The organism is Rhodothermales bacterium (genome assembly GCA_013002345.1).
Taxonomy (GTDB): domain Bacteria; phylum Bacteroidota; class Rhodothermia; order Rhodothermales; family JABDKH01; genus JABDKH01.
Genome location: JABDKH010000187.1, coordinates 1 through 26,301 on the forward strand (window position 1 = coordinate 1; position 26,301 = coordinate 26,301).

General features: G+C 57.7%; 21 protein-coding genes and 1 tRNA gene. 9 read left to right on the forward strand and 13 right to left on the reverse strand.

What is annotated here, in order from left to right; genetic code table 11:
- A partial coding sequence (locus tag HKN37_09255; GenBank protein ID NNE46832.1) for a GH3 auxin-responsive promoter occupies positions 1 to 488 on the reverse strand: 488 nt, incomplete at its 3' end.
- 178 nt (positions 489 to 666) lie between these two features.
- On the opposite strand from HKN37_09255, the gene folP reads away from it, so the two are divergent.
- The 3 genes from folP to HKN37_09270 are packed head-to-tail and all read left to right on the forward strand — an operon-like array spanning position 667 to position 3,109.
- The gene (gene folP / locus HKN37_09260; protein NNE46833.1) at positions 667 to 1,584 is read left to right on the forward strand and encodes a dihydropteroate synthase; all 918 of its coding nucleotides are present in this window, start codon (positions 667 to 669) and stop codon (positions 1,582 to 1,584) included.
- A 17-nt stretch (positions 1,585 to 1,601) separates the two neighbouring features.
- On the forward strand, positions 1,602 to 2,450 hold the full coding sequence (locus tag HKN37_09265) for a TIGR00159 family protein (protein ID NNE46834.1): 849 nt from the start codon (positions 1,602 to 1,604) through the stop codon (positions 2,448 to 2,450).
- Positions 2,450 to 3,109, forward strand: coding sequence for a protein-L-isoaspartate(D-aspartate) O-methyltransferase (locus HKN37_09270; protein NNE46835.1), 660 nt, complete (start codon positions 2,450 to 2,452; stop codon positions 3,107 to 3,109). Before HKN37_09265 ends, HKN37_09270 begins: the two co-directional genes overlap by 1 nt.
- On the opposite strand, the gene HKN37_09275 is transcribed toward HKN37_09270, so the two are convergent.
- Both HKN37_09275 and HKN37_09280 read right to left on the reverse strand, forming a co-directional pair.
- A complete protein-coding gene (locus tag HKN37_09275) occupies positions 3,106 to 3,396 on the reverse strand; it encodes a EutN/CcmL family microcompartment protein (protein NNE46836.1) in 291 nt (96 codons plus the stop codon). The genes HKN37_09270 and HKN37_09275 overlap by 4 nt on opposite strands.
- Positions 3,393 to 3,695: a EutN/CcmL family microcompartment protein gene (locus HKN37_09280; protein ID NNE46837.1), complete on the reverse strand. Its 303-nt coding sequence runs from the start codon at positions 3,693 to 3,695 to the stop codon at positions 3,393 to 3,395. Before HKN37_09280 ends, HKN37_09275 begins: the two co-directional genes overlap by 4 nt.
- A 535-nt stretch (positions 3,696 to 4,230) precedes the next feature.
- Here HKN37_09280 and HKN37_09285 point away from each other — a divergent pair.
- On the forward strand, positions 4,231 to 4,989 hold the full coding sequence (locus HKN37_09285; protein ID NNE46838.1) for a T9SS type A sorting domain-containing protein: 759 nt from the start codon (positions 4,231 to 4,233) through the stop codon (positions 4,987 to 4,989).
- 12 nt (positions 4,990 to 5,001) lie between these two features.
- Here HKN37_09285 and HKN37_09290 read toward each other — a convergent pair whose 3' ends face one another.
- The 8 genes from HKN37_09290 to mrdA form a co-directional block, all read right to left on the reverse strand.
- Complete coding sequence (locus tag HKN37_09290; protein ID NNE46839.1) at positions 5,002 to 6,198, reverse strand: phosphopentomutase; 1,197 nt, start codon at positions 6,196 to 6,198, stop codon at positions 5,002 to 5,004.
- 39 nt (positions 6,199 to 6,237) lie between these two features.
- Positions 6,238 to 7,635, reverse strand: a complete 1,398-nt coding sequence (locus HKN37_09295; protein NNE46840.1) for a hypothetical protein — start codon at positions 7,633 to 7,635, stop codon at positions 6,238 to 6,240.
- 120 nt (positions 7,636 to 7,755) lie between these two features.
- On the reverse strand, positions 7,756 to 8,640 hold the full coding sequence (locus tag HKN37_09300; GenBank protein ID NNE46841.1) for an ABC transporter permease: 885 nt from the start codon (positions 8,638 to 8,640) through the stop codon (positions 7,756 to 7,758).
- Positions 8,641 to 8,713: 73 nt separating this feature from the next.
- Complete coding sequence (gene pheA, locus HKN37_09305) at positions 8,714 to 9,559, reverse strand: prephenate dehydratase (GenBank protein NNE46842.1); 846 nt, start codon at positions 9,557 to 9,559, stop codon at positions 8,714 to 8,716.
- Positions 9,556 to 11,268: an arginine--tRNA ligase gene (locus HKN37_09310; GenBank protein NNE46843.1), complete on the reverse strand. Its 1,713-nt coding sequence runs from the start codon at positions 11,266 to 11,268 to the stop codon at positions 9,556 to 9,558. The genes pheA and HKN37_09310 overlap by 4 nt, the downstream gene beginning before the upstream one ends.
- 107 nt (positions 11,269 to 11,375) lie before the next feature.
- Positions 11,376 to 12,830, reverse strand: a complete 1,455-nt coding sequence (locus HKN37_09315) for a TldD/PmbA family protein (protein ID NNE46844.1) — start codon at positions 12,828 to 12,830, stop codon at positions 11,376 to 11,378.
- Complete coding sequence (rodA, locus tag HKN37_09320; GenBank protein NNE46845.1) at positions 12,805 to 14,064, reverse strand: rod shape-determining protein RodA; 1,260 nt, start codon at positions 14,062 to 14,064, stop codon at positions 12,805 to 12,807. Before rodA ends, HKN37_09315 begins: the two co-directional genes overlap by 26 nt.
- Complete coding sequence (mrdA, locus tag HKN37_09325; GenBank protein NNE46846.1) at positions 14,061 to 15,887, reverse strand: penicillin-binding protein 2; 1,827 nt, start codon at positions 15,885 to 15,887, stop codon at positions 14,061 to 14,063. The genes rodA and mrdA overlap by 4 nt, the downstream gene beginning before the upstream one ends.
- 403 nt (positions 15,888 to 16,290) lie before the next feature.
- Here mrdA and HKN37_09330 point away from each other — a divergent pair, with 403 nt between their 5' ends.
- Positions 16,291 to 19,383, forward strand: coding sequence for a peptidase S9 (locus tag HKN37_09330; protein NNE46847.1), 3,093 nt, complete (start codon positions 16,291 to 16,293; stop codon positions 19,381 to 19,383).
- A gap of 43 nt (positions 19,384 to 19,426) precedes the next feature.
- On the opposite strand, the gene HKN37_09335 is transcribed toward HKN37_09330, so the two are convergent.
- The gene (locus HKN37_09335; protein ID NNE46848.1) at positions 19,427 to 20,227 is read right to left on the reverse strand and encodes a PhzF family phenazine biosynthesis protein; all 801 of its coding nucleotides are present in this window, start codon (positions 20,225 to 20,227) and stop codon (positions 19,427 to 19,429) included.
- 152 nt (positions 20,228 to 20,379) lie between these two features.
- Here HKN37_09335 and HKN37_09340 point away from each other — a divergent pair, with 152 nt between their 5' ends.
- The 3 genes from HKN37_09340 (at position 20,380) to HKN37_09350 (ending at position 23,631) form a co-directional block, all read left to right on the forward strand.
- Positions 20,380 to 21,486 (forward strand): quinone-dependent dihydroorotate dehydrogenase, encoded by a 1,107-nt coding sequence (locus tag HKN37_09340; protein NNE46849.1) that lies wholly within the window; start codon positions 20,380 to 20,382, stop codon positions 21,484 to 21,486.
- 66 nt (positions 21,487 to 21,552) lie between these two features.
- Positions 21,553 to 23,442: a long-chain fatty acid--CoA ligase gene (locus HKN37_09345; protein NNE46850.1), complete on the forward strand. Its 1,890-nt coding sequence runs from the start codon at positions 21,553 to 21,555 to the stop codon at positions 23,440 to 23,442.
- A gap of 115 nt (positions 23,443 to 23,557) precedes the next feature.
- Positions 23,558 to 23,631: transfer RNA gene (locus tag HKN37_09350), tRNA-Pro, on the forward strand.
- Between the two features lie 95 nt (positions 23,632 to 23,726).
- Here HKN37_09350 and HKN37_09355 read toward each other — a convergent pair.
- Entirely contained in the window at positions 23,727 to 24,158 is a 432-nt protein-coding gene (locus tag HKN37_09355) for a hypothetical protein (GenBank protein NNE46851.1), read from the reverse strand.
- A 154-nt stretch (positions 24,159 to 24,312) separates the two neighbouring features.
- Here HKN37_09355 and HKN37_09360 point away from each other — a divergent pair, with 154 nt between their 5' ends.
- A complete protein-coding gene (locus HKN37_09360) occupies positions 24,313 to 26,295 on the forward strand; it encodes a Rieske 2Fe-2S domain-containing protein (protein NNE46852.1) in 1,983 nt (660 codons plus the stop codon).
- Positions 26,296 to 26,301: the final 6 nt, after the last annotated feature.

Consider the following 26,301-nt stretch of genomic DNA (forward strand, 5'->3'; position numbering starts at 1 on the left):
GGATGGTCGGGATCCTCTTCGATCCGACCCGGCAAACTGACCATCTCACCGAACCACATAGACAGGTCGCCACTGTGCGCCAGGTAGTTGAGCGCAACGGCAAGACTGAATCGGCTGTTGCAATTGATTGCCTCCCGGCTCAACGGGATGATCTTGCCAGCGGAAACCGTGCCGCTGGAGATCGCGAAATCACGCATGCGGCCCGGCCACATCACGTCTTCCTCTCCTGCGCGCACCCGATCGACAAGCGGTCGAATGTCATCATACTCCTGAAGAGGAACACGAGCCTGAAAACTCGTCACCACATCAGGACTTCCGATCATTCCGTCGAAATCGAATTTCTTTCCGGCTACGGTTCTGGCGGCACGCTTCACCAGGCTACGCAGAAGGACCTCCTGGGATGACCACGGATGCGCCGCCGCCTTTCGGAGCGTCCGAAGAGGTCCCATCGGGACTCGTCCGACAATAGATCCTATCACGCTAGACATAGGCACGCATCGTTCTCACTCCCGGCATTCCGGTAACACTCGATCGGCTCCGTCCACCGAAGGATCCCGTAAAATCAATCGGTTCCATCATCAACCGCTCCTGATCACCGCATTAAGGGCTGCCGATAAGGTGCGAAACTCCGAGGGAATTTTGAACACGTAGACGTAACTTCCCAACATGGAAGCAAAAGAAACGGAAACGACGCCCACCTTCGTTGTTCGGTGTCGCGACAGAGTACTCGATTGCACGCCCGGATTGTCTTCGGGAGCACTCGTGATGGGCATCCTGAATGTCACTCCCGACTCCTTTTCAGACGGCGGGAAGTACATGAGTCCCGATGCCGCCCTGTCGCGGGCAGAGGAGATGGTCGAGCAGGGTGTCGACATTATCGATGTCGGTGGCGAGTCGTCTCGCCCGACCGGAAAGACATACGGAGAAGGAGCCAGACCCATCACGCCCCACGAGGAGATGCGACGTGTCGCTCCCGTCATCAAGGGGATCGTTACTCGCTTTCCGTCCGTGCTTGTCTCGGTGGATACCTACAAGCCGGATGTTGCGAAGACGGCCATGGAAGCTGGAGCTCACATGATCAATGATATCACCGGGTTGAGATACTCGTCGGATATCGCGCAAGTGGCAGCTGACGCGGGTGCAGCACTGATCGTTATGCATTCTGTTGGGACGCCCGGGGCGCTTCCTCATGACACAGAGCACAAGAACGTCATCGATACCGTCACCCGCTCACTGACCGAGTCTATGACCCGTGCAAAGGAAGCCGGGGCCACCGAGATCATTCTGGATCCGGGATTCGGGTTCGGCAAATCGGTGGTCGACAATCTCCGATTGATTCGGAATCTGGATCAGCTATCGAGCCTGCATCGTCCGCTGCTGCTGGGTATCTCGCGAAAATCAACGATCGCGACCGTTCTGGGCGGCGAAGACAATCCTCCACCCCCTGAGGAGAGACTGTTCGGGACCCTCGGTGCGACGGTGGTGGCCGTCATGCGAGGCGCCTCTATCATCCGGACGCACGACATCCGACAGACAGTCGAGACGCTGAAGGTGGTAGCTGCGATCACACAGGCCGGGGAATAATGGTGCCTCCGATCGCCCTGACGATTTTTCAGTGGATCATCCCGATCAGGCTGATCGACATTATCGAGATAGGCATCTTCGCATACGTACTGTACAAGCTGTACAATCTTATGCGGGGCACCATAGCCATCCAGATTTTCCTGGGTGTGCTCGCGCTCTACCTGATACAGGTTATTGTCAGCGTCGCTGACATGACGATTCTGAACTCACTGTTCGGGCTCATTGGGGAGGTCATAGTCCTGGCCGTCATCATTCTGTTCCAGCCCGAGATTCGGCGGCTGCTTTTGTTACTCGGACAGAACCCGCTGATTCGGAGGCTCGTGACGTCGCCGGCTCAGGAGCAAATGGTGAACGAGATTACGGACGCCGCGATGGAGATGAGTCGAAGTCGGATCGGCGCATTGATCGTGTTCGAGCGGTCGACGGGGCTCAGAAACTACATCGAAACCGGAACGGTGATTCACGCCCGTGTATCAAAGGATTTGCTCATTACCATCTTCTATTCGCAAAATCCGCTTCATGACGGCGCGATCATTATCAGAAAGAAGACTATTGAGGCTGCGCGTTGCATTCTGCCCGTGTCCACGAGTATGCGACTCTCTCCACACCTCGGACTCCGGCATCGCAGCGCGGTGGGATTGACCGAACAGACTGACGCATTTGTGCTCGTGGTTTCCGAAGAAACGGGGGCGATCTCGGTGTCCATGCTGGGTAATCTCATCACCGACATAGACGAGCAGAAGCTCCGCGAATACCTTTCAGACGCGTTGCTGCCCCAGGCGCCTATGGCTGCGGATCTGGGACATCCTGAAGTTGAGCCGGCGGCCACGTACGGTAGCCCCCGAACAAGCATCCCCGAGGCTTGATGTCATCCGAGGACTGGAAGTACCGCCGACGCCGGACGAAACTGGTTGAGTCCCTTAAGGACAAGGGTATCTCGGATGTCAACGTGCTTCGCGCTATCGAAACGGTACCCCGACATCTCTTTGTTGATGCGGCTTTGCGTCCGCGGGCTTATGAAGATGAAGCTTTGCCAATCGGATATGGCCAGACGATCTCTCAACCATTTACGGTAGCCTATCAGACGGCGATGGTGGCAGTCGGCCGTGGGGATCGGGTGCTGGAAATCGGAACAGGCAGCGGATACCAGGCGGCCATTCTGTGTGAACTGGGAGCTGTCATGTACTCCGTGGAACGGATACGGGCTCTGTATGAACGCACCCGGCAACTCCTCAACGATCTGAACTACCGCGTGACGGCCAAGTGCGACGACGGAACGTTGGGCTGGGCAGCCTTTGCGCCCTACGACGCGATAATCGTCACCGCCGGAGCTACCGAGGTACCCGATCCCCTGATCAAGCAGCTTCGCACCCCGGACTCTGAACACGGCGGTGGACGCCTTGTGATTCCGGTGGGTGGATCCGACGGGCAGACAATGTACCGCCTTACCAGAACGGGGCCGGAGACGATCGAAGAAGAGCAGTCTCACGACTTCCGCTTCGTGCCGCTCATAGGTGACCGCTAGGCGCCGGCCACGAAGGTCCAGTCCTGGTGGTCGATGCGATCGACGACACCAACCACCGTTGCATCTGTAGGTGTCAGCCCGGGCTTGAACGGAATAGCCGCCTCGCTGGCCGTGGTGTAGATCACCACGTCGCCTACGCCCGACTCTGCCGTGTCGAGCGCGATGATCGGTCCACCAACGTCGCGACCTCGAAAGGCCATGGGCTGCACAAGAAGCATTCGGCGCGACTCAAACCTCTCATTCTTCCGCGTCGCCCATATGGTGCCGATTACCCTGGCCAACTTCACGAATCCACCCCGCTCAATTCCAGTCTGGCAACGGTTTCGACGTCCATTTTGTCGACAATCGCGGTGATGACCGCATCCACCGGTTTGTTGTTCGTGAGGACCGTCTGACGGGCGCTCGACCCCTGAGCCACCAGAACAACCTCCCCTGCGCCGGCTCCGACACTGTCGACGGCGACGACAAAACGATCTTTCAAGGAAAGATCCAGATCCACCTCGCGCACGATCTGGAGCTTCATGCCAACGAGTTGATCGTCTTTCCGCGTCGCCCAGACTGTCCCGATGACTTTGCCCAGCATCATGGCCCGATTCCTTTTCTCTGGTTTGAACTCTTCTCGAAGATTTAGACGTGCGAAAGAAGGTAGCGAGTGCCCCAGACGATGACAACCGGACAATAATTCACGACGCTCTGGCGTTCGGGTACTATTCGGCGAGCCGCCGCCCACCGCGGACCAGCGCTCTCTACCACCCGCCCGCAGCAACGCCGGCCGAAAAACCACCAGAGACACCCCGTTTGGGCGAGCCAGTCGACATCTTGAATTCAGTACGGCGGCTGCCGATACACAATGCAGTTGTAAGGAGAATGTGTAGGGGATCCCCCTACACATCCGATAAACCTTTCCCTCACACGATCCGGCCGTATGGCGGCCGATAGCTAAACTGTGTAAATTACCAGTCTTCGCGTGAGGATCCACCCCCGTTTTCGCGCGATTTCCCACCCGGAGTCTGGTTCTTTGCCACGCGATCGCCAGTCGCCGGGTACGCAATGCTACGCTGACAGATGGAGTCCACAAAAGGGCCCGTCTTCCACCAATCACCGTAGCAGAAGTGTACGAAATGCTGAAAAGTCCCATACTCGGCTTGCTGATCGCCACCGCTCTCAGCACAGGCGCCTTCGCAAAGTCCGCATTTGTTGAATGCGCAGTTCGCACCGGTCAGAACGCAAGCATTTTCATCCGGTCGGAGGTCACGCCAACGATAAACGGCGTCGCGCTTGACAAAGGCGATGAGGTCGTGGTCCTGGACAAAAACGGTGCGTGTGCCGGCAAGGCCACGTGGACCGGTGAAACGATGTCCATCACGGTGTGGGGAGACGACGAAATGACCGAGGAGATCGACGGACTCAACGCTGGCGATCCGCTTCGCTTCGTCATCTATGATGCATCCGACAACCTGATCTTCGGAGCCGACGGTGCGGGGATCGACGTTGGATTTGATTCGGAGTTTCCGTTCAACGACGGCGGTGTGTACGAACCCGACGCGTTGTTCAATGTGAGCTTCCTCGATATCAGCGGCGTCCCGTCAACCCCTCCGACAGCAGGTGTGGTTGACAGCTTCAAGCTGGGATCGCCGTATCCGAATCCCTTCAACCCGGTGACCTCCTTCGAACTGGAAGTCATCGATGCGCAGGACGTTGCTGTTCGCGTCTACAATGCAATCGGGCAACAGGTCGCGATGCTCCATGATGGATTCCTGACGTCGGGGACCCAGCACGAGTTTCAGTTTGAGGGAGCCGGATTGTCGAGCGGCATGTACCTCATTCGCGTCACCGGTGAGGTGTTTGCGACTGCCAAGAGCGTCGTGTTGCTGAAGTAGCTGTGGTTGCGCTCAGTTGCCGGAAGCCGCTCGAACACTGTCCGGCAGAAAGCTGTCCCCCGCGCAGTCGTATTCCACTCCAAAGTAGGCGGCAACCGATGCGGCATGGTCTGCGAACGAGGACCGCATACCCAGGTCGGAGCCCGACCCTTCATAGCTGACGAGCAGAGGAACGTGCTCTCGCGTGTGGTCGGTACCGGGGAAGGTCGGGTCATTGCCGTGGTCGGCCGTCAGCAACAACACGGAGCCGTGTGGAAGTGCGCGTTCGATTTCGGGCAGATTTGAATCAAAGTGCTCCAGTGCACGCGCAAAGCCCTGCGCGTCGTTTCGGTGTCCGAAGTCCTGGTCGAAGTCTACCAGATTCGTCCAGATAAAGGTCGGGTGGCCATTCGCAGTGGCCGCTACGATGGCCTTCACCGTAGCCTCGATGCCTTCGGTGTTGGATCTGGTCTTGATGCTGGAATCGAATCCCACGCGATCGAAGAGCTCACCGATCTTGCCGACGGCGATCGTCTGAATCCCGGCATCCTGCAATCGCGACTGTACCGGTGCCTTCAGGGGCCGCAGAGCAAAATCTTTCCGCATGGCCGACAACCGCGAGTACGAGCCCTCGGCGCCCGCAAAGGGTCTGGCGATTACGCGGCCAACCGCATGGGGTCCAACGCATACCCTGTCCCTCGCTAGACGACAGAGCTCGTAGAGCCGCTCCAGAGGAATCACGTCCACATGCGCCGCAACTTGAAAGACGCTGTCGGCCGACGTGTAGACAATCGGCCATGCTGATTCCTGGTGTGCCGACCCCACGCGCTCGATGATTTCGGTGCCGGATGCCGCTACGTTGGCGAGGATGCCATCGCAGCCCGATTCCAACAAGAAACGGTCGATGAGTTCGTCCGGAAACCCATCAGGATATGTCGGAAACGGGTTTTCGAGCTGAATGCCTGCCAGCTCCCAGTGGCCGGTCGTGCTGTCCTTCCCTGCCGACACCTCTCGCAGGCGGCCGTAATCAGCCGCCGGATTTCTTGTGCCGTCCATCCCCGTAAGTGCCCTGATATTACCCAGGCCCCACCGAGCGAGATTTGGCAGATCGGGTCGAGCTACCTGACAGACGTGACCGAGCGTATCGCTGCCGACGTCACCGAAGTCATCAGCGTCTGGCTGCGCACCGATTCCTACGCCATCCAACACGATCGTGACAAAGAGAGACATGGCTGCGCGATAAATCGGGACGCCCGGTGGTCCGGCGAGTTACTCAAGTATCGTGCAGACACCGGACTTGACAGCTTCCTGAAGAGCGGCTGCTGCGTCCGCTTTGAGCTGTTCGTGCGTCTTGTGCCGGTCGGCCAGCATCGCCACACCGATGCTCACGCCTCCTCGATACTCCTGGCCCATCTTCTCGAAATCGTCGTACACCTGCATCGCCCATAGCTCTACGTCTGTCAGCGGCGATGCAACGAATACGCCGAACATCAGATCGCCAAATCGCTCGATGCGAAGACCGTCACCTGACTCCTCAAGACGCTTGCGAATTCCAGTCTCAAGCCCTGCGACGGCGTCGACTCCGTCTTCTGCAACTACCTCCTCCGCACGGTTCAACATCACCAATGCGAATGCCATTGGTGAATTACGTTTGCGGGCACGCAGCATTTCTTCTGCAATAATCTCTCGTCTCGGACGGAATGACGGAGCCGATTCGGACGGCGCTTCATCGTCACGGTCAACGACTTCACCGAGTACCCGCGCGAAGTGCTCGAAGACGCGATGAGCCCTCGAGTTTTCAAGAACACCATCATACATAGAGTCTGCAATGAGCAGGAATCGTCGCCCACCCGGCGGCATTGGAATCGCGGCGTACGCCAGCTCCTTGACCGCGATCGTCTCCCGGTAGTATTGCAGGTCATACGGATCCCATGTCGCGTCGGCGGCGCGCTCGACCGTCACATATATCGAGTTCGACCAGCGCATGCCGTTACCCGGTGTCAACTCGCCACCGCTACGAGCGTACGCATTCCGACTCACGATCGCGTGAATCCGGTGTCCCTTACCGTCGGCCTCGGAACCAAGGAGACACACCGTGTTGGCCTGGAGAGCTGCACACATTGATTCGAGACATGGAAGGACCACATCGCCATCGATACGGTCGGAACAGGACGCAACCTGGTATTGAGGAGACTTCCTTTCTTTCGTGACAGGTCCGGACACGGAGGTTGGCGAGCGACTGACGCCGGTATCGACGGAACTCCCGTTCCGTTCTGTGGGCATCGGTTCTCGAACGCGTGTTTCAACAGAGCTCAATCTCTCCTCCGACTCGAAAATCGAGTATTGTGGGGCCTCCGAGGCTGATCGGCGGGTTGCGGCCCTGGTGGGTTCGTGGTGCGGGGTGTCCGGCTTCGGACGCACTTCGGTCTTGCCAGATTTCGGGCGTATATCGAGAATGCCGAGGGCGTTCAGGTCCTCTTCGTCAACCGGTGCGTAGCCGCTCGAGTCCGGGCGTCCAATGTCAAATTTTCCCTTGAGTTGGAGTAGCCAGGTTGCCCCGGCTGCGGCCAGCAGAAGCGCAGCAAGGACGTACAATCCCCAGAAATGCAGGACCGCTCCCAGAACCGTTGAGAGAATGGCTAAGATGACCAGGAGTACCCGGAGCATATGCCAGGGACGCTGTAGGAAGACACCGCAGTGGGGGCAGTTTTTTTAAACTAGTCGCACCCCACGCGAATGTCAACCGGTCGACACGCGCCAACAGCAGTCGATCGAGACGCAGTCTAATCAGTGAAGCGCGACATGTCGGATGAATCGACGAACTGCGAAGAAAGATCCGATCCATCCGAGGAAGATGCCCATTGCCAGTGTACCTGCGATCAACAGGAAGAGCGGGCTGGTTGCGCCCTCGGAATCGACCTGCGGCAAGTAGCTTGATATCACGCCGTACAACACGACCAGAGCCGCGATGGCGAGAACGGCCGCGAAGAGACCCTGCATGATCCCCTCGACAATGAAGGGCCTGCGAATAAACGAATCGGTGGCGCCCACGAGCTTCATCGTACGAATGAGTAGACGGCGAGCATATATCGTGAGCCGTATGGTATTCCCTACCAGGAATATCGAAGCGAGTACAACGAGCGCGCCGAGCCACAGTCCCATGGTCGTGATCAACTTCAGGTTCGTCTGCACTTTCACCAGGAGTGGTTGGTTGAAGACAACCTCGTCAACCCGGGACCAGCTTTCAAACAGCGCCACCATCGCGTTCAGGCTGTCGGGATTGGCGTAATCGGATGTCACCCGCACCTTGATCGATGCAGGGAGAAATGGCTCGTCGAAGAACAACTCACTCCCCTCGCCGAATTCACGCCTGAATACGGCCTGGGCCTGCGCCCTGGATATGTACTCCGTTTCAGCAACTCCTTCCGTTACCCGCGCACGTTCGTACATCGCGCGAGCCAACGGTTCGTCTACATCGTCCTGAAGGAAGACTTCCAGCTCACCCACGCGCTGACGCAACCAGTCAGAAACGTAGTTTGCTTCAAGACTCAGCAACAAGAACAAGCCGATCAGAATGAGCGCTACTGCCATGGCGCTCGTCGAGGCAATAGACGCGAATTTTGCCCTTCTGAAGCCGGCGACGCCTTCCTTAATACTGTACGAAAGCGACACAATCACCCTCTCGTTTCGGTGGAGAACAAACTAGTAATCGGCACGACCCGGATGAACCCATAGCCCCCGCGATCTAATAAACGACCTCACCCCGACCATATGATCCAAGAATCTTGACGTACGCTGCGATCTCTTCCAGGTGCCCTATCGCCTTTTGCACCTCCTTCTCCTCTTCACCGCCGGCAAAATCCAGATAAAAAAGATATTCACCCGGTCGGCCCACAAGCGGACGGCTTTCAATCTTGAAGAGGTCTATCTCTCGCAGGGCGAACACCGCCAGACTTTTGAACAATGCGCCCGGCACGTTGTCCCGCATCGAGTAGACGATAGATGTCTTGAATCCATCCTCGGATCCGACCACGGTTGACACCGGCTGTCCTGGCCGAGACAAGGCAAGAAACCGCGTATAGTTCTCGTGATTGCTCTCGATTTCTTCGAACAGTACGGTGAGCCCGTACTCGTCCGCGGCTCGCCGGCTCGCAATGGCCGCCACCGTCCGATCACCACCCCGGGCCACCGCCCGAGCGGCGCCGGCAGTATCGTAGGTTGGCACCACGCTGGCGTGCGGCAACGTCTCCCGGAGAAAACGGCGGCACTGACCAATCGCCTGTGGATGCGACTCCACCGTCGTGATCTCCTCTATCGACGTGCCCGCCAGTACCAGTAGGTTGTGGCGGATTCTAAGATTGACCTCTCCTACGATTCGAAGCTCGTGCTCTTCCAGAAGGTCATAGTTGCTGTGAACACTTCCGTGCAGTGAGTTCTCTATGGGAACTACCCCCCGATCCGCGTCACCGTCGTGAACAGCGTCGAACACAGACTCAAAAGAACTGTGCGGCTGCAGTTCGTCCGCAGCAAAAAGATGACGAGCCGCCGCCTCGCTGAACGCTCCGACTTCACCCTGATAAGCAATAATCATGTCGCCGTGTCTTCGCGATGCATGCGCTCAGGAGCATCGATCCCAAGAATCCCGAGGCCATTAGCCAGTACCGTCTGTGTCGCACGGGCAAGGTGCATCCTTGCCGTCGCGATATCTTCCGGCTCACCGACTATCCGACTATGGTCGTAGAACTGTGTGAACGCAACAGCCACTTCGCGCAGATAGACCGTTAGCCGTTGAGGCTCGAAATCCACGGTCGCGGATGCGATGGCGTCAGGCAGTTTCAAAAGCGTCTTGATCAGGTCCTGTTGCGTGGGATGATTCAGCAAAGTTAGATCCGCATCGCTCGCGAACTTGAATCCAACCTCTTCTGCCTTTCGCAAGATGGCGCAGATCCGCGCGTGCGCATACTGGAGATAGAAGACGGGGTTCTTTTTGCTTGCCTCCTTCGCAAGGTCGAGATCGAACTCCAGGTGCGTGTTTGCGGATCGCATGAGAAAGAAGAACCGTGTGACGTCCTCACCCACCTCGTCGAGCAGATCGTCCAGCATCTCGTACGTGGCCTTTCGTGTACTCATCTTGACCGGTTCGCCGCCGCGTACAAGCGTAACGAACTGATAAATCACGACCTGGATGCGCGTTTCGTCCAGTCCGAGTAATCTGATCGCAGACAGGATGTCGGGGTACTGTGCAACGTGATCCGCCCCGAAAATATCGACGACCAGATCAAAGCCACGAGAAAGCTTGTCCACGTGATAGGCGATGTCCGGAAGTCTATACGTGGGTTCTCCAGAGCTCTTTACGAGCACCGTGTCCTTTTCCTTTCCCAGTTCGGACGTCCTGAACCATACGGCCCCGTCCTGGTCGTACACGTGCCCTTGATCTCTCAGCTTCTTGAGCACATCCCAGACTGCATTGTTCTCATACATAGAGTGCTCATTGAAGTGCGAATCCATGCGAATGCCGAGTCGCGCTAGCGTCGACTCAATCTGTCCGAAGATCTCCTTCTCGGCGGCGTGCTTCAGCGTCTCCACCGACGGCACGGGGTCCCCGCTGTCGCCCAGCGACTCGTGCACAGCACCGGCAATGTCTATGATATACTCACCGAGATATCCGTCATCAGGAAATGATGTCGGCACCGACACGCGTTCGGCTCCCGCACCCTCAATCTCTTTCCTCGGGATATCGGGGTCGACCAATTCCTCGTAGCGAGCGCGGACCGATTCGCCCAGCACACGCATCTGTCGGCCGGCGTCGTTGTAATAGTACTCGCGCGTGACGTCGTAGCCGGTCCAGTCCAGCAGGTTCGCGATGGTGTCACCCAGCACGGCGTTACGACCATGACCTATCGTGAGCGGCCCGGTGGGATTCGCAGACACGAACTCTACGATGGCGGTCTTTCCGAGACGATCGGCGCGGCCAAAAGAACTCCCCTCGTCAAGAAGTAACTGAAGCTCCTGGTACAGGTACGACGACGCATATCTGAAATTCAGAAACCCTGAACCTGCAACCTCGACAGCAGAAACGCGATCCGGGTCCAGGGGAAGTTCCAGCAGCCGATCCCGAATCTCCTCGGCAATCTTCCGCGGCGCCTTTCGAAGGTGGCGTGCGAGACGCAGTGCGGTATTGGTTGCCAGATCCCCGTGGTCGGTGTTATTCGGGATCTCCAACTCGATCTCGAACTCGGCCGGCACGTCGGGCCAATCGGCCAGAGATCTGAGGAGTTGCTCTTTGATATAGTTCTTGATCACAGGGAAGTCCGGGCAGGAACGAGAGGCACGTCAGGTAGGAGTCAGATAGGAGAGGACATCGCATTGACTCTTGACAAAGGTACAAAGAATCCCGGCAGTGGGAGTCAGTTGCGAGCCTGTACCCGAAGCCCATCGACATGCACCGTCGGTGAACCCAGGCCCACCGGAACCGTCTGCCCACCTTTCCGACATATACCCCTGCCGGCGTCCGCCGCGAAATCGTCTCCTACGGCTCGCACGCTTGCGAGCGCGGATTGCGCGTCTCCCGAAAGTGTAAGTCCTGTAACTGCCTCTCCTGTACGACCGCCCTCGATCCAGTGGGCAAGGATAACATCAAACGAGAAACGCCCGGTGCGTACGTCAACCGTACCGCTACCCAGGGCGTTGATCAGGAGGCCTTTCGAGATTGAAGCCAGGATCGCATCACGGTCACCGCCGCCGTTCTCGAGAACGAGGTTTGTCATTCTTGGAGCCGGGGGGAAGCGATAATTTTCACGACGTCCATTTCCAGTCGCGGCGACCCCTGAATGTCGGCCCGTGAGCCGACTGTGGACATGCCCCTCTACGACACCGCTCGCAACAAGCACGTTTCTGACCGCCGGCATACCCTCATCATCGAAAGATATACTCCCGCGCGACGAGTGGATGGCCGGATCATCCACAATCGTAACCTCGTGAGGAGCCACTTTCTCTCCAGGCTTTGAGAACGGACTCCAACCCTTCAACACATTATCCCCCTCCAGAAAGTGTCCCACGGCCTCGTGCAACCAGACGCCCGCGCACCAGCCTGCCTCGAAGACAATCGGTATCGTCAGCGCGCCTCCGCGGTAGGATGTCGGCCGCACAGACCCCTGCTGGCAGATCTCGTGAATCATCCGATCGACGTCGCAGCCGGGACCGATATTCTCCTGCCCGGCGAACCCGGCCACCACGCGCACGTCCGGCCCTCGTTCACGTTCGCACGTCACTATCGTGGTCGCAAAAGCATGCCGGCTGATACGGGGTGGCCCATAGGTGCTGACGACCAGACGTCGACGGAACTCCTCCGAAATAACAACACCGACCTCGACCGCATCGGGACAAACGGCCAGACATACCTCCGCAAGGCTGCGCCCGACCTCTTGGGTAGTCGCGGCCGGAAGCCCGGCCTGCTGTTCCTCCAGCATCATGGATACATCCAGACCAGCCAGGCGATCGGAAGGAGATGCGCTTGTTCTTCCTTCCGTTTTCGCCTCCTCGCACGCGCTTAGCGCCGCGGCCCGGGCTCCCTCTTTACTCATCACCTCAATACACGCGACCGCCACGCAATCATGGGAATAAGCGGTGACGGATGCTCCCTCAACGTAATGCCGTGTTCGACGCTGTTCGGAAGGCTGGGGACGACCGGCTGCGACCACTTGTCGAAAATGATATTGGTCACGCCGCGACGACTCGAGAAAAACGTTCGCTCCCTCACTACCGCGCTCAACCGCAACATCGAGGGCGATCGGGATCGAGTCCGCCAACCGGTGCCATTGCTCGGCTGTGAGCCTGCTAGTATCCGTAGATGGAAAACTCATCGCGCCGTATAGACAGATTCAGCACGATCGCCAGCATCATCGTGTTCGCAAGCAGGGCCGACCCCCCGTACGACATGAACGGCAGTGGAATTCCGATAACCGGGAGAATGCCCGTCGCCATCCCCATATTGATGAAGACGTGTACGAGATATATACCTACCGCACCCGCTGCTACCATCACGCCAAACGGGTGCTTGATCTGAACTCCCAGCACGATCAGTCGCACGAGAAGAAACGCGAACAGCAGCAAGACGATGATTCCACCGAGCAAACCAAACTCTTCGCCGATCACGCTGAACACGAAGTCCGTCGACTGCTCCGGCACGTAGGCCCCCTGCGTCTGTGTGCCCTGCATGAAACCCTTCCCGGTGAGCCCGCCGGAGCCGATGGCTGCCTTTGACTGGACCAGGTGGAAACCCACATTGTCTCGATACTCTGCGGCTTCCGGGTTCGTGAAAGAAAGCAGCCGCTTGACCTGATATGGCTGCAGCAGACTGGTCATCGCGAACGTCAGCGCTATCACCGTCCCGCCACTGAACACGAAAGCGAGAAACGCGAGATACCGTTCTCGTGTGAACCACAGGATGCCGACCGTGAATAACAGAGAGAAGACGATGGCTGCCGGCATATACACTATGGCGAGGTAACCGGCAACAGCAGGTGCGAGCATCAAGAGCAACGTGCTTGCCGGGAGGCCGGACCAGAAGAGCATTATCGGAATTAACCCGACAAAAATCAGCGCCGTCCCCATATCGTTCTGGACGACAATGATCGCAGCGGGCACGAGGATCAGGATGACGGACAGCAGCGCGTAGCGAACGCTGTTCGCATTTCGCCGCCGACTCGACAGGAGCTGCGCCACAGCAAGGACGGTCCCGACCTTCGCAAATTCGGAAACCTGTAACTGGATCGGTCCGAGACGGAGCCACGCCCTGGATCCATTGATTTCCGTGCCACCGAAGAGAGCTGCTAACAGCAACAACACAAGAAGGCCGTACGCGGGATATGCACCATACTGGTAGAACCGTACCGGAAACAGCAAGATGCATGCACCCGCGACGATGCTCACCCCGAGCCACATCAACTGTCGATTGAAGTTGTCCTGAACGGTCTCAAGAAGGAACTCGGATGCCGGACCGTGGGTCGTGCTGTAGATCGCCGTCAGCCCCACCAGAACGAGTCCAAACCAGGCGAGGACCACCCCAAAATCGATATTTCGATTCCAGACCCTCACGGCGCGGTCTCCTTCGCAATGGGCTCGCTTTCGAGTGTGAGCATATGGTTCAAGAGATATCGTCGTCGTGGACTGATATCACCGGTCAGGTACATCTCGGCAAGTAAACTGGCCATCGGACCCGCCTGGGTAGCACCGAATCCGCCGTTCTCTACCAGCACTGCTACCGCAATCTTCGGATCGTCAAAAGGTGCGAACATGATGAAGAGCGAATGGTCAGCACGATCGCCCGGGGCCTGTGCGGTACCCGTCTTACCTCCGGACGCGATGTCCGGAATCTGAAACCACCGACCGGTGCCCTCTTCCATCACGCGGCGCATTCCGACCTTGACGGTTTCGAAGTGCTCCTGCGATATCGGAATGGATCGCGGCTCATCGACGTCCGGCAGTAACGACTCACCGGTTTCGGAATGTCTCAGCATCTGGACAAAGTGCGGCGATACCAACGTGCCCTCGTTGGCAACGGAAGCGACGTAACGAGCAAGCTGCATCGGGGTAACCAGCATGTCGCCCTGCCCGATCCCGAGGTTAATCGTGAAGCCGGCCGTCCAGCCCGCCGGATAGGTCCGATCGTAATAGGAAGAGTCGGGGATCAATCCCGGATTCTGTTCGGAAATGTCCATGTTGATGCGCTCGCCAAAGCCAAACACGTGTGCCCATCGGGCGAACGAATTCACATCAAGGTTCATCATCAGGTTGAAGAAGTAGCTGTTGCACGATTGTTCGATGGCCTCCTCCAGCTGAATACGGCCGTGCACGTGGCCCGCATGATCCTTGAACGTGCGACGCCCCAGTCGGTAGCCCCCACGACATGTATACGGAGTCGTTGGCGTTATCAACCCCTCAGCCAGGCCGACAAGAGCCATGAATGGCTTCCATGTCGATCCGGGCGGCATTCCGCTCATCGTCGCCCGATTGAACAGCGGATCGCCCTCAGCCGATGTCACCGTCTCCCATTTCTCGGGCGACATTTCGGTGGAGAAGATATCCGGATCAATGTCAGGTTTGGATACAAAGAGCAACACCTGTCCGCTGTTCGGATCGAGAGCAACGGCAGCACCGCGCTTGTTCACGAACAGAGATTCAGCCAACGCCTGGGCACGATGGTCGATGGTAAGATGAAGATCAAATCCACTGACCGGACTGCGATCCTGCTGCCCCGCGTGGTACGACTCGACCTCCATCCCCATCACGTTAACGAGTTTGAACTCGTCGCCCAGACTTCCGCGCAGCCGGTCCTCGTACACACGTTCGATGCCACTTCGTCCGATCACGTCACCCTGGCGGTAGCCGCGTTCCCGCATGACATCAAGTTCACGCTGATTGATCTCGCGCACGAATCCGAGCGCGTGCCACGCGCGGGCCGCCGTCAGATACCGCCGCTTTTGAGATACCTCAAACGAAACACCCGGCAGTCGGAACAGGTTTTCCTGAACACGGCTGAAGATTCTGAACGGAACATCCTGGAATGAAGCTGACGGCCTGAAAGCGTTCCAGGCGCGGGCTTCCGAAAAACGAGCCGTCACCACACTGTCCGGCACTTCCAGCAAGTCGGCAAGCAGGCCGCCCCGGTCCACATCGAAATAGCGCGGGGTCAGGAGAACAGAGTACGAGGGCTGATTGTCCACCATCAGCGTGCCGTTCCGGTCATAGATCACTCCCCGGGCCGGAAGTACACGCTTAACGCGAATCGCGTTAGAAGATTCGTCATAGTAAGTCTGTACGTCAATGAGTTGCAGGTATACAAGCCTCAGTGCCAGGACCAACAACACAGCGACGATTACACCGGCAAAAACACGTAATCGAATCTTGTACTCAAACATGGACGCTCCACGGGTGGACGGGGCGACAACGAATTCAGGGTATCGACTTGCCCAGCAGATTGTACAGTGCTCTCAGGAATCGTCTGAAAGCGTAGATGGCCTGTTCCAACCGCATCCAGGGCCGGGACCGTTCGGTCTCGGTTTAGCTCCGGTCAAGAGCACGGACATCCGACTTGGTCAAATTCTCTTCGGAATGGGTTTGTTTCTTGTATGTTGATTGCAACAGTATGCACGGTTTTGAATCTAACAGTGAGCGCTCCATCGCAATGTGCATCACTCACAGGCGATTCAGGAGCATTCTCGCCAGGCGCGGCATGCGGGACCATAGTGAGCGGGTTGCTCGCAGCGGCAGGTTGCGGGTGACCTGAAGAAGAATCAAGGTACTAACGTAGACAACGGTTTTATGCGTAGATCACTGATCGCGTTCGCCGCATTGATGGTCTTCAGTGGCATTGCTGCTATTCCGGGCCACGCTCAGTATTTCGGGCGTAACAAGGTTCAGTACGACTCGTTCGACTTCAAGTCCATTGAGACCGAGCACTTCGAGGTGTACTTCTACGATGAGGAGCGCCTGGCGTCCCAGGACGCGTCAAGAATGGCCGAGCGGTGGTATCGCCGCCATTCGCGCACATATCTGAGGGAGTTCAAGAAGCGGAAGCCTCTGATTCTGTATGCGAATGACGCCGACTTCCAGCAGACAAATGTCATCGGCGGCATGATCGGGCAAGGCACGGGCGGGGTTACGGAGAGCCTCAAAGAGCGGGTCGTCATGCCGATGACAGGGCTCTATGCGGAGACCGATCACGTTCTCGGGCACGAACTCGTCCACTCGTTCCAGTACGATATAGCGCTTTCGAGGGACGACACCACCCGATTCGGACTGTCGCTGCTGCCACTCTGGCTCATCGAAGGCACAGCGGAATACTTGTCTGTCGGACGCGACGACCCGCACACGGCGATGTGGCTTCGCGACGCCGCGCTGAGAGATGATCTTCCGACGATGGACCAGCTGAGCAAGGACTATCGGTATTTCCCGTACCGGTACGGGCAAGCCTACATGGCGTATGTCGGAGGAAAATATGGGGACGCTGCCGTCGCCAACATCTACAAGATGGGAGGACGTGTAGGCCTCGATTCCGCACTCGTCTATACGCTGGGAATCACCGCCGACTCGTTGTCCAAGGAGTGGATAACATCGATAAAGGATTCGTATCTCCCCCTGACGGAGGGTCGTGCCCCGGCCGACTCGGCCGGACGAGCTGTTCTGACGAAGGAAACAACGGGTGGCGATCTAAGCATCGCACCCTCGGTTAGTCCCGACGGAAAGTGGGTGGCCTTTCTTTCCGAACGGGACCTGTTCCGAATAAATCTCTTCATCGCAGACGCGGAGACCGGACGCGTCGTGAAGAAGCTCAAAGGTGCGAATAGTAATCCGCATTTTGATGCCATCCGGTTTATCAGTTCTGCTGGATCGTGGTCACCGGACGGCCGCAAGTTCGCGTTCGTTACGTTCGTGCAGGGAGACAACGAACTCAGCATACTTGACTGGAATTCGGGAGAAATCGAACGGCGGATTTCCGTTGCAGGCGTAACGGCCTTCTCCAATCCAGCCTGGTCGCCGGACGGCAACTACATCGCATTCTCCGGCATGGACGGGGGCATCAGCGACCTCTACTTGCTGGACATGAAGACGAGCAATGTCCGCCAGCTCACGAACGATCGCTTCGGTGATCTCATGCCGGCCTGGTCACCGGACGGGCGCACGCTGGCTTTCGTCACCGACCGGGGACCCGACGGTACCGATTTCCAGTCCCTGGAGTACGGCGCCGTGCGCCTTGCGACGATCGACATCGAATCGCAGGCAATTGAGATCATCCGGCCTTTCCCTGGTGCGAAGCACATGAACCCGCAGTTTTCGCCGGACGGTCTGAGCCTGTACTTCATTTCCGATCACGACGGCTTCAAGGACATCTACCGATACTCGCTGGACGACCGGTTGACGTACCAGGTAACGAGGCTGCAAACGGGGGCGAGTGGAATCACAGCGATGTCGCCAGCAATGTCGGTCGCGCAGCAGAGTGGTCGGATGATGTTCTCGGTGTTCAGCGACAACACCTATGCGGTCTTCTCGCTCGACCCTGACGAAACAATCGGGACCGTCGTCGAACCTGTGGAAGACCACGATCGTACGGCCGCCCTGCTTCCGCCTGCGCAGGCAAAAGACGTCGGCCTGGTCGGTAATTATCTGTCCGATCCGTTGACCGGCCTCCCCAATCCGTCCGACTTCCCTGCCAAAGAGTATGGTGCCCGCTTGCGACTCGACTATGTGGCTCCGCCCACCGTCGGCGTCTCGACGGGCGGATACTATGGTACTCAGGTGGCGGGCGGCGTTGGCCTGTATTTCAGTGACATGCTGGGAGACCACAATCTCGGCGTCGTCGTCCAGGCTAATGGAACGTTCAAGGACATCGGAGGCCAGGTCGGCTATCTCAACCGCAAGCGACGCATCAACTACGGCGCGTCCATTGGACACATTCCCCTTCTCTACGGATTCCAGTCGATCGATCCTGCCACACTGACGATTGATCAAATTCGCCAGCGGATCTTCATCGACAACGTCGACATCGGAGGATCTTATCCGTTCTCGACGACGCGACGAGCTGACCTGAGTGTGGGGTTTGTTCGGTACGGATTCGACTACGAAATAGACCGATTTGTCCTGAACGGCGTTTATACGCGCGAACGAATCAGCGTCCCGAAATGTAGTGATTCATCTTCGGGGTTCTGTTCTCCTGACGCGGTGTACTTCGTTCAGAGCACGCTGGCGTATGTCGGCGATTTCTCAAACTTTGCGTTCACGTCGCCGGTGCAGGGTGGACGATACCGGGTACAGGTTTCTCCATTCGTGGGATCGGAAACGTTTGTGCGCCTGGTCGCCGACTATCGTCGTTACTTTTTTGCGAAGCCGGTCACGTTCGCATTCCGCGGAATGCATCTTGGCAACTACGGAGAGGTCGACGCAGGATCGCTCTTCACCGAAGAGTATCTCGGTTACGCGAACACGCTGACGCACATTCGAGGGTACAGCTTCAGCTCGTTCGAGCCCAACGAGTGTACGCCGGACGAGTCGGGAACGCGCTGTGTTGAGGTAGAACGACTGAGAGGCACCCGGCTCGCACTGGCGAGCGCCGAGATTCGTTTGCCTTTGCTTGGCTCGGAAGCTTTTGGACTGTTGAACTTCCCGTATCTGCCGACTGAGATCTCTTTGTTCGCAGATGCCGGCCTGGCTTGGAGTGCGGGTGAGACGCCCAAGTTGAAATTCGTAGATGAGATCGTGCCGGGGCAACCGATCGAACGCGTGCCGGTGATCAGCGCCGGCGTATCGAGTCGCTTCAACCTGTTCGGTTACATGGTCCTGGAGATCTTTTACGCATACCCGTTCCAGCGTCCCGTGAAGGGAGGATATGTAGGATTCCAGCTGATTCCAGGCTGGTAGTCGCCAGGGCTGCATCTGGATGCCTTTCCCGTTCCGGCTGCTGTCAGGCGGGTTGCGCCAGCATCTCGATCCGGGCAGTGGACACGGCCTGGCCACCGATCAACACACGGTTTCCACGAATTGCAACGTGAACGACTCCCCCACGTGTTGATGCCTGGTACCCGGTCAGATCGGGCTTGTCAAGGCGCGACGCCCAGTACGGTCCAAGGCAGCAGTGCGCCGAACCGGTCACGGGGTCTTCCGGGATACCGAACTGGGGCGCAAAGTAGCGGGACACAAAGTCGTACGCCGCGTCATGGCTCAATGCGGTAACGATCATTCCCCTCGAACCGAGACTGGCAACGGCCGCCATATCAGGACGCAGAGATCGCACGGCCTCCTCTGAATCGAGCACGACCATATAATCCAGGCGATTTCTCAATCCCTCTACGATACGGGCGGGTACGGCGTCCAGAAGAGCTTGTGGGACCTCCACCTGTCCTGCCGCCTCAGAGGGAAAATCCATCATGATCCGATCGCCATCTCTCCAGGCCATCAGGCGCCCGCTGAGTGTCTCGAACGTGATCCTCGCGTCAGAATGAACGACGCCTTCAGTCCACAACACGTGTGCACTTGCCAGTGTGGCGTGGCCACACAGATCCACTTCCGCAGCCGGCGTGAACCAGCGAAGACCAAAGGAATCCCCTCGTGGCGTAAGAAACGCTGTCTCGGAGAGATTCATCTCGGCGGCCACGGCCTGCATGTATGTGTCAGGCACCGGTTCCGACAGCAGCGTCACCGCCGCCGGATTTCCTCCGAACGGCTCCGAAGTGAAAGCATCGACCTGATAAAGAACGATTCCCATAGCGGTTGTGAGGTGGCAGGGTCTGGCGGAGAGCGTATCCGGGGTGTGTCCGTATGGCACGGCGAAAGGGTGCAAGTTAAATTGCCCGACGTTGAATTCCCTGGTGGCATTGCACGTTCATCGAGCACCGAGCAGCGAGGTCAAGCACACAGGTGTATCCGGCACTGAGGCGTCTACTTTTCAGCTTGCCACCCGAAGTGGCCCACTATCTGTCGTTTGCAGCCGGTCATACGGCCCAATCGGTCGGCTCCGGTGTAGTCGATCGCATCTTCAGATACGATCACGAAGCGTTGCGCGTATCGTTATGGGGGCAGAAGTTTTCGAGCCCGGTCGGCCTTGCCGCGGGCTTTGACAAGAACGCCGCGCTCATCGACTTCTGGCCGCGTCTGGGATTCGGTTTTGCCGAAGTCGGCTCCGTGACGTTGCGACCGTCACGTGGCAATCCTCGGCCACGAGCATTTCGAATCGTTGACGACGGTGCACTCGTCAACAGGATGGGACTCAACAACAACGGTGCCGAGCGCGTTGCCGCACGGATCGGAAACCGCGGTATGTATCATCCCTTCCCACTCGGTATTAACATCGCCAAAACACATGACGAGAGCATTGTAGGTACCGATGCAATCGAGGACTACGTAGAGAGCTTCCGGCTACTGGCGCCGGCAGCCAACTATGTCGCGCTCAACGTCTCGTGTCCCAACACCGCCGAGGGAAAGACGTTCGAGGAACCGGAACCGCTCGACCAACTTCTCGGACGTGTATTTGAGGTCCGAGAGGAAGTCAATCCGCGGGTCCCTGTCCTCGTAAAACTCTCGCCTCCGCTGTCCGATCGCGTCGTGTTCGATAGTCTGCTTGAAGAACTGCTCGCCGTCTGCGTCTCTCACGGAATACATGGTCTCATCGCCACGAACACAGCTTCGGACCGCTCCGGACTCAGCGCGGACCCGGACCAGCTCGAACGCATCGGACCAGGCGGACTCAGCGGCAGACCCATCCACCGGCGTTCCACACGAATGGTGCAATACCTGTATGAGAAGACAGACGGAGCGATTCCTATAATCGGCGTGGGCGGAATCGACTCGGCCGAGAGTGCGTATGCGAAGATCAGGGCCGGCGCGTCCCTCGTGCAACTCTATACGGGGCTTATCTACCAGGGTCCGGGCCTGGTGAAGATCATTAAGGAGCAACTTGTGGCACTGCTTCAGGAGGACGGTTATAATAGTGTCTCGCAAGCGGTTGGAGCTGATCTGACCTCCTGATTTTCGAGCTTGAATTCAGACGAAACGTATATTTACCAAATCATTATCACCTCCGCGTGACATCGTATGCCCGCAATTGTCGAGTTCGATACTATTCCGCAGCTTTTCCGAAATCTCGTCGGCGTTTACGCGGGCCAGAACAGAGCAGCGCTCAGCTACAAAGACCGCAACACCAAGCACTGGGTCGATATCTCGTGGAAGAACCTCGAGCGCCGAGTAAACGCACTCGCCGGTTTCATGCACAAGCACGGGATCAGGAAGGGCGACCGGATCGGGATCCTGTCCGAGAACCGACCCGAGTGGGCCATCACCGATCTTGCAACACAGATTCTCGGGGGTGTGAGTGTTTCCCTCTACACCTCGCTGCCGGCAGATCAAGTTGAGTACATCTTGCGCGACAGCGGCTCGAAGATGTTCATCGTTTCTACGAACGTTCAGTTCAAAAAGGCACAGAAGGTTTTTGACCGCTGCGACGACCTTGAGTTCGTGATCACTCTGACGGATTCAAAGGGTGACGACCCGTCCTATGCGCGCTACTGGGATGATGTGTTGGACGAAGGAATTGAGTACTGGGCCGAGGAGGAGAATCGCCTCGTCCCTATTGGCGATGGGCTCACGCCGGACGATCTCAGCGCTCTCATTTACACAAGCGGCACAACCGGGAACCCGAAAGGCGTAATGTTGACGCACGGCAACCTGTGCTCCAACGTGAAGGCTGCGCTGCAGCGAATACCATTTGGTCCGTCGGATCACCATCTATCGTTTCTGCCGCTATGCCATTCCTTCGAGCGCACGTGCGGATTCGTGGCGGTGCTGGCCTGCGGAGCCAGGATCTCCTACGCAGAAAGCGTCGACGCAGTTAATCGGAATCTGGCGGAGGTAAATCCGACGGTGCTGATCTCCGTGCCGCGCCTCTTCGAGAAAGTTTACAACGTCATTTCCAAATCAGTCTCTGAGGGATCCGCCGTCAAGCAAACGATCTTCCGAAGTGCAGTGAATGCCGGGTCGCTTGCTGCAACACGCGTTAAAGAAGGGAAGCGGATTTCGCCTCTTCTGAAGCTTCGAAGATCACTGGGACACAAACTCGTTTTTGCAAAACTTCACGACAAACTGGGCGGCAATGTCAGGTTTGCGGTGTCTGGCGGTGCGGCACTTCCAAAGGCTATCGGCGAGTTCTTCGAAGCCGCGGGCGTCAGCATCATCGAAGGATACGGACTGACAGAGACCGCCCCGATTCTCACGGTCAATCCGGCCGACCACCCGCGCTACGGTACCGTCGGCCAGGTGATCCCGGGTGTGACCATCGGGATCCAGCGGCTTAGCGATCAGGTGATCGTTGGACAACTCTCGGGGGACGACTATCCGTCAGATCTCACGACGTCCGACGGAGAGATCATCGCGAGGGGTCCGAACGTAATGAAGGGATACTGGCATAACGACGAGGCAACGGCAGTCGCGATCGACAAGCAGGGCTGGTATCACACGGGGGACGTCGGCCGATTCGATGGAGGCTACCTGCGCATCACGGACCGGATCAAGCACATGATCGTGTCGAAGGGTGGGAAGAACATCTACCCGGGACCGATCGAGGAAATCTTCCGGAGCGTGCCACTAATTGATCAGATTATGATCGTCGGCGAAGGCCGCGAGTTTCTGAGCGCTATCGTCGTGCCCGACCTCGAGGCACTGCAGGCGTACGCCGAGGAGAACAGCATTACGCACTCGACCACGGAAGGACTGGTCTACAACGACACGGTTCAGGACCTGTTCAGGAATGAGTTCAAGTCATACTCTCGAAATGCCGCCGCCCATGAAAAGGTGCGTGACTTCCGCATTATCCTGGAGCCATTCACTGTTGAAAACGGCATGTTGACACCCACGATGAAACCCAAGAGGCGAATCATCGAAGCGGAATATGCAGGACTTATCGAAGACATGTATGAGCACGTCGTGTAGGCGCGCCCGGCACGGTGCGAAAGTTTGACGAACGTCCGACGTACGGTTTTCGGTGCGCACGGAAGCATGTATCTTCCGAATCCTGTCGCAAGGACGGGCGTACGAGACACAGATTCGGGGTGTGGCGCAGCCCGGTAGCGCGCTTCGTTCGGGACGAAGAGGTCGTGGGTTCAAATCCCGCCACCCCGACGCAAGAAGGATCGAGATCGGCAACTTTGCCACTGTCTCGATCCTTTTTTTGATTCACAGGATCAGTTCGACGCGCCACGCGAACACGACGGTCGTCAGATCGGCGATCTGTCTAGCTCAGCACGGATCCACGCCACAATCTCCGGATGATTCCGGGCTACACGATCCAGCAACCTGCCAACGTCTTCCTTATCGAGTCGATCGACCAGATGGCTGGCCGCCTGCGACACAGGACTTGCATCAGTCTCCTCAAGACACGCGAGGAGTGCGGCGACCACGTGCTTGCACCACGCTCCCGCAAAATAGGGGCATGAGCATTCCACGCTCGTCACCACCTTGTCGTTGTGTCGTATCCGAATGTTGTATGGGACATATTGACTTCCTTTTACAAGCGCGTCGATGGTAGTCTCGGAAGTTCGCTTGAGTGAAACGACCGCTCCTTCACGCTGATACCTTTCGCCACGATCGTACGAGCCTTCTGCCGCGTGATCATGGACGTAAGACGTGGTCAGACCCGGTACCTTCATGGCAAGTCGATTTAGTTTGGTGAAACGCTGCGCTGTCGGCAATCTGCCCGACAATTCGGACACTGTCCTGAGTGATTGAAGGTAACGTTTTCCCGTTTTCGAAGACCTACATTCCCGTAACCGCCCCATTCCTATGACCCGACAATAGAGCCCCATGCCAGACGACACGAGCAAACCTCAAGAACCCGCTAAAATAATGTGGCACAAGGTTCTGAATCCCGATGAACTGCCCGAGGGCCGCGTTCAAAGTGTCACCTGCGCACATAAGACCCTCTGCTTGACCCACTTGAATGGAAGCTACGGTGCGCTTGACAACAGGTGTCCACACCAGGGCGGCCCGCTGGGCGAAGGTTCCATCGAGAATGGACTCCTGCGATGTCCGTGGCATGGCTGGGACTATGACCCTCTTTCAGGAAAGGCACCGGGCTTCGATGACGGTGTAGAGTCGTTCCCGGTCGAGAAGCGTAGCGACGGAATCTATGTCGGCCTCCACGCCGAGGTCGAACGAACGCGGACCGTGTCAGACGTGATGACGGACACAATGATCGCGTGGGGCGTGCGATGGGTCTTCGGTATGGTTGGTCACTCGAACCTTGGCCTGGCGGATTCCCTGCGCGCGCAGGAGGGCCTCGGGCAGTTGAGATATATCGGCATTCGCCATGAAGGTGCAGCGTCGTTCGCCGCCTCGGCATACGGAAAACTGACCGGCCGACCCGCCGCCTGTTTCAGCATTGCGGGTCCTGGAGCCACAAATCTTCTTACTGGCCTGTGGGATGCGAATGTTGACCGGTCGCCAGTTCTTGCCCTGACGGGCCAGGTGGACACCCAGGTCCTGGGTCCGGGCGCGTTTCAGGAAATCGACCTGCAAGCCGCGTTCGGACGAGTCGCGCAGTGGAGCCAGTCAGTCCTTCACAGCAGTCGCCACGCGGAACTCATGAATCTCGCCTGCAAGAATGCGATTCTCAACAGAGGCGTATCGCACTTGATTTTTCCGGACGAGGTACAGTCACTTGAAGCAGCGGAATCGCCGGCGGGGAAACCGAACGGGCGCGTGACGACAACAGACATCTCCCCGCCGTCGGAAAGTCTAGATCGAGCCATCGCCCTCCTGTCCGACTCGGCGCGGCCCGTCATCATTGTTGGTCATGGCGCTCGCAACTCGATGAATAGCATCATTGAGCTTGGAGAAGCGTTGTCGTGCCCCATCATCACCACCTTTAAGGGGAAAGGGCAGATCTCCGACCGTCATGAACTCGGTTGTGGCGTCCTCGGTCGAAGCGGAACGCCGATTGCGAGTTACTTCATGAATGAGGCCGACTTGCTTCTTGTTTTCGGTGCAAGCTTCAGCAATCACACCGGTATCTCGAGCAAGATTCCGATTATTCAGGTGGACTTCGACCCGATGGCGCTGGGCAGATTCCACTCGGTGGAAGTCCCGCTATGGGGAGATGTTGGAGTGACGGCGTCTCATCTTTTGCAAAGTCTGCTGGAGAGTCAGGCCGTTGACCAACGCGCAGAAATCGCTGAACGCTGGCGAATCTGGAGACAGGAAAAAGAGAGTCGGCGCAGTGATGACCGCGGTGAGGGTATCAACTCCGCCCAGATCTTTGAGGTGCTTACGGAGACGTGTCCGGCAGATGCAATCATTGCCGTCGACGTGGGTAATAATACCTACTCGTTCGGACGGTACTTTGAATGCGAGCACCAGACGGTTCTCATGTCGGGCTATCTCGGGTCGATCGGATTCGCCTTTCCGGCAGCGATGGGAGCGTGGGCCGCGACACAGGAGAAGGACTCACCGTTTGCCGGGCGGCCCGTCGTGTCTATCTCCGGCGATGGTGGATTCGCTCAATACATGGCTGAGTTGACGACGGCCGTGAAGTACGGGATGAACATCACGCATGTGTTGCTGAACAACAGCGAGTTGGGCAAGATCTCGAAGGAGCAGCGAGCCGGTAACTGGGACGTCTGGCAGACGTCGTTGACCAATCCGAGTTTCGCTGCGTTCGCAAAGCTATGCGGCGCACGAGGCCAGCGAGTGAAGACGGCAAACGACCTCCGCGCGGCAATTGAAAAAGCCCTGCTTCACAACGGACCGAGTCTTGTTGAAGTCCACTCTGACGCTCTCCTGATATAGAGTTCT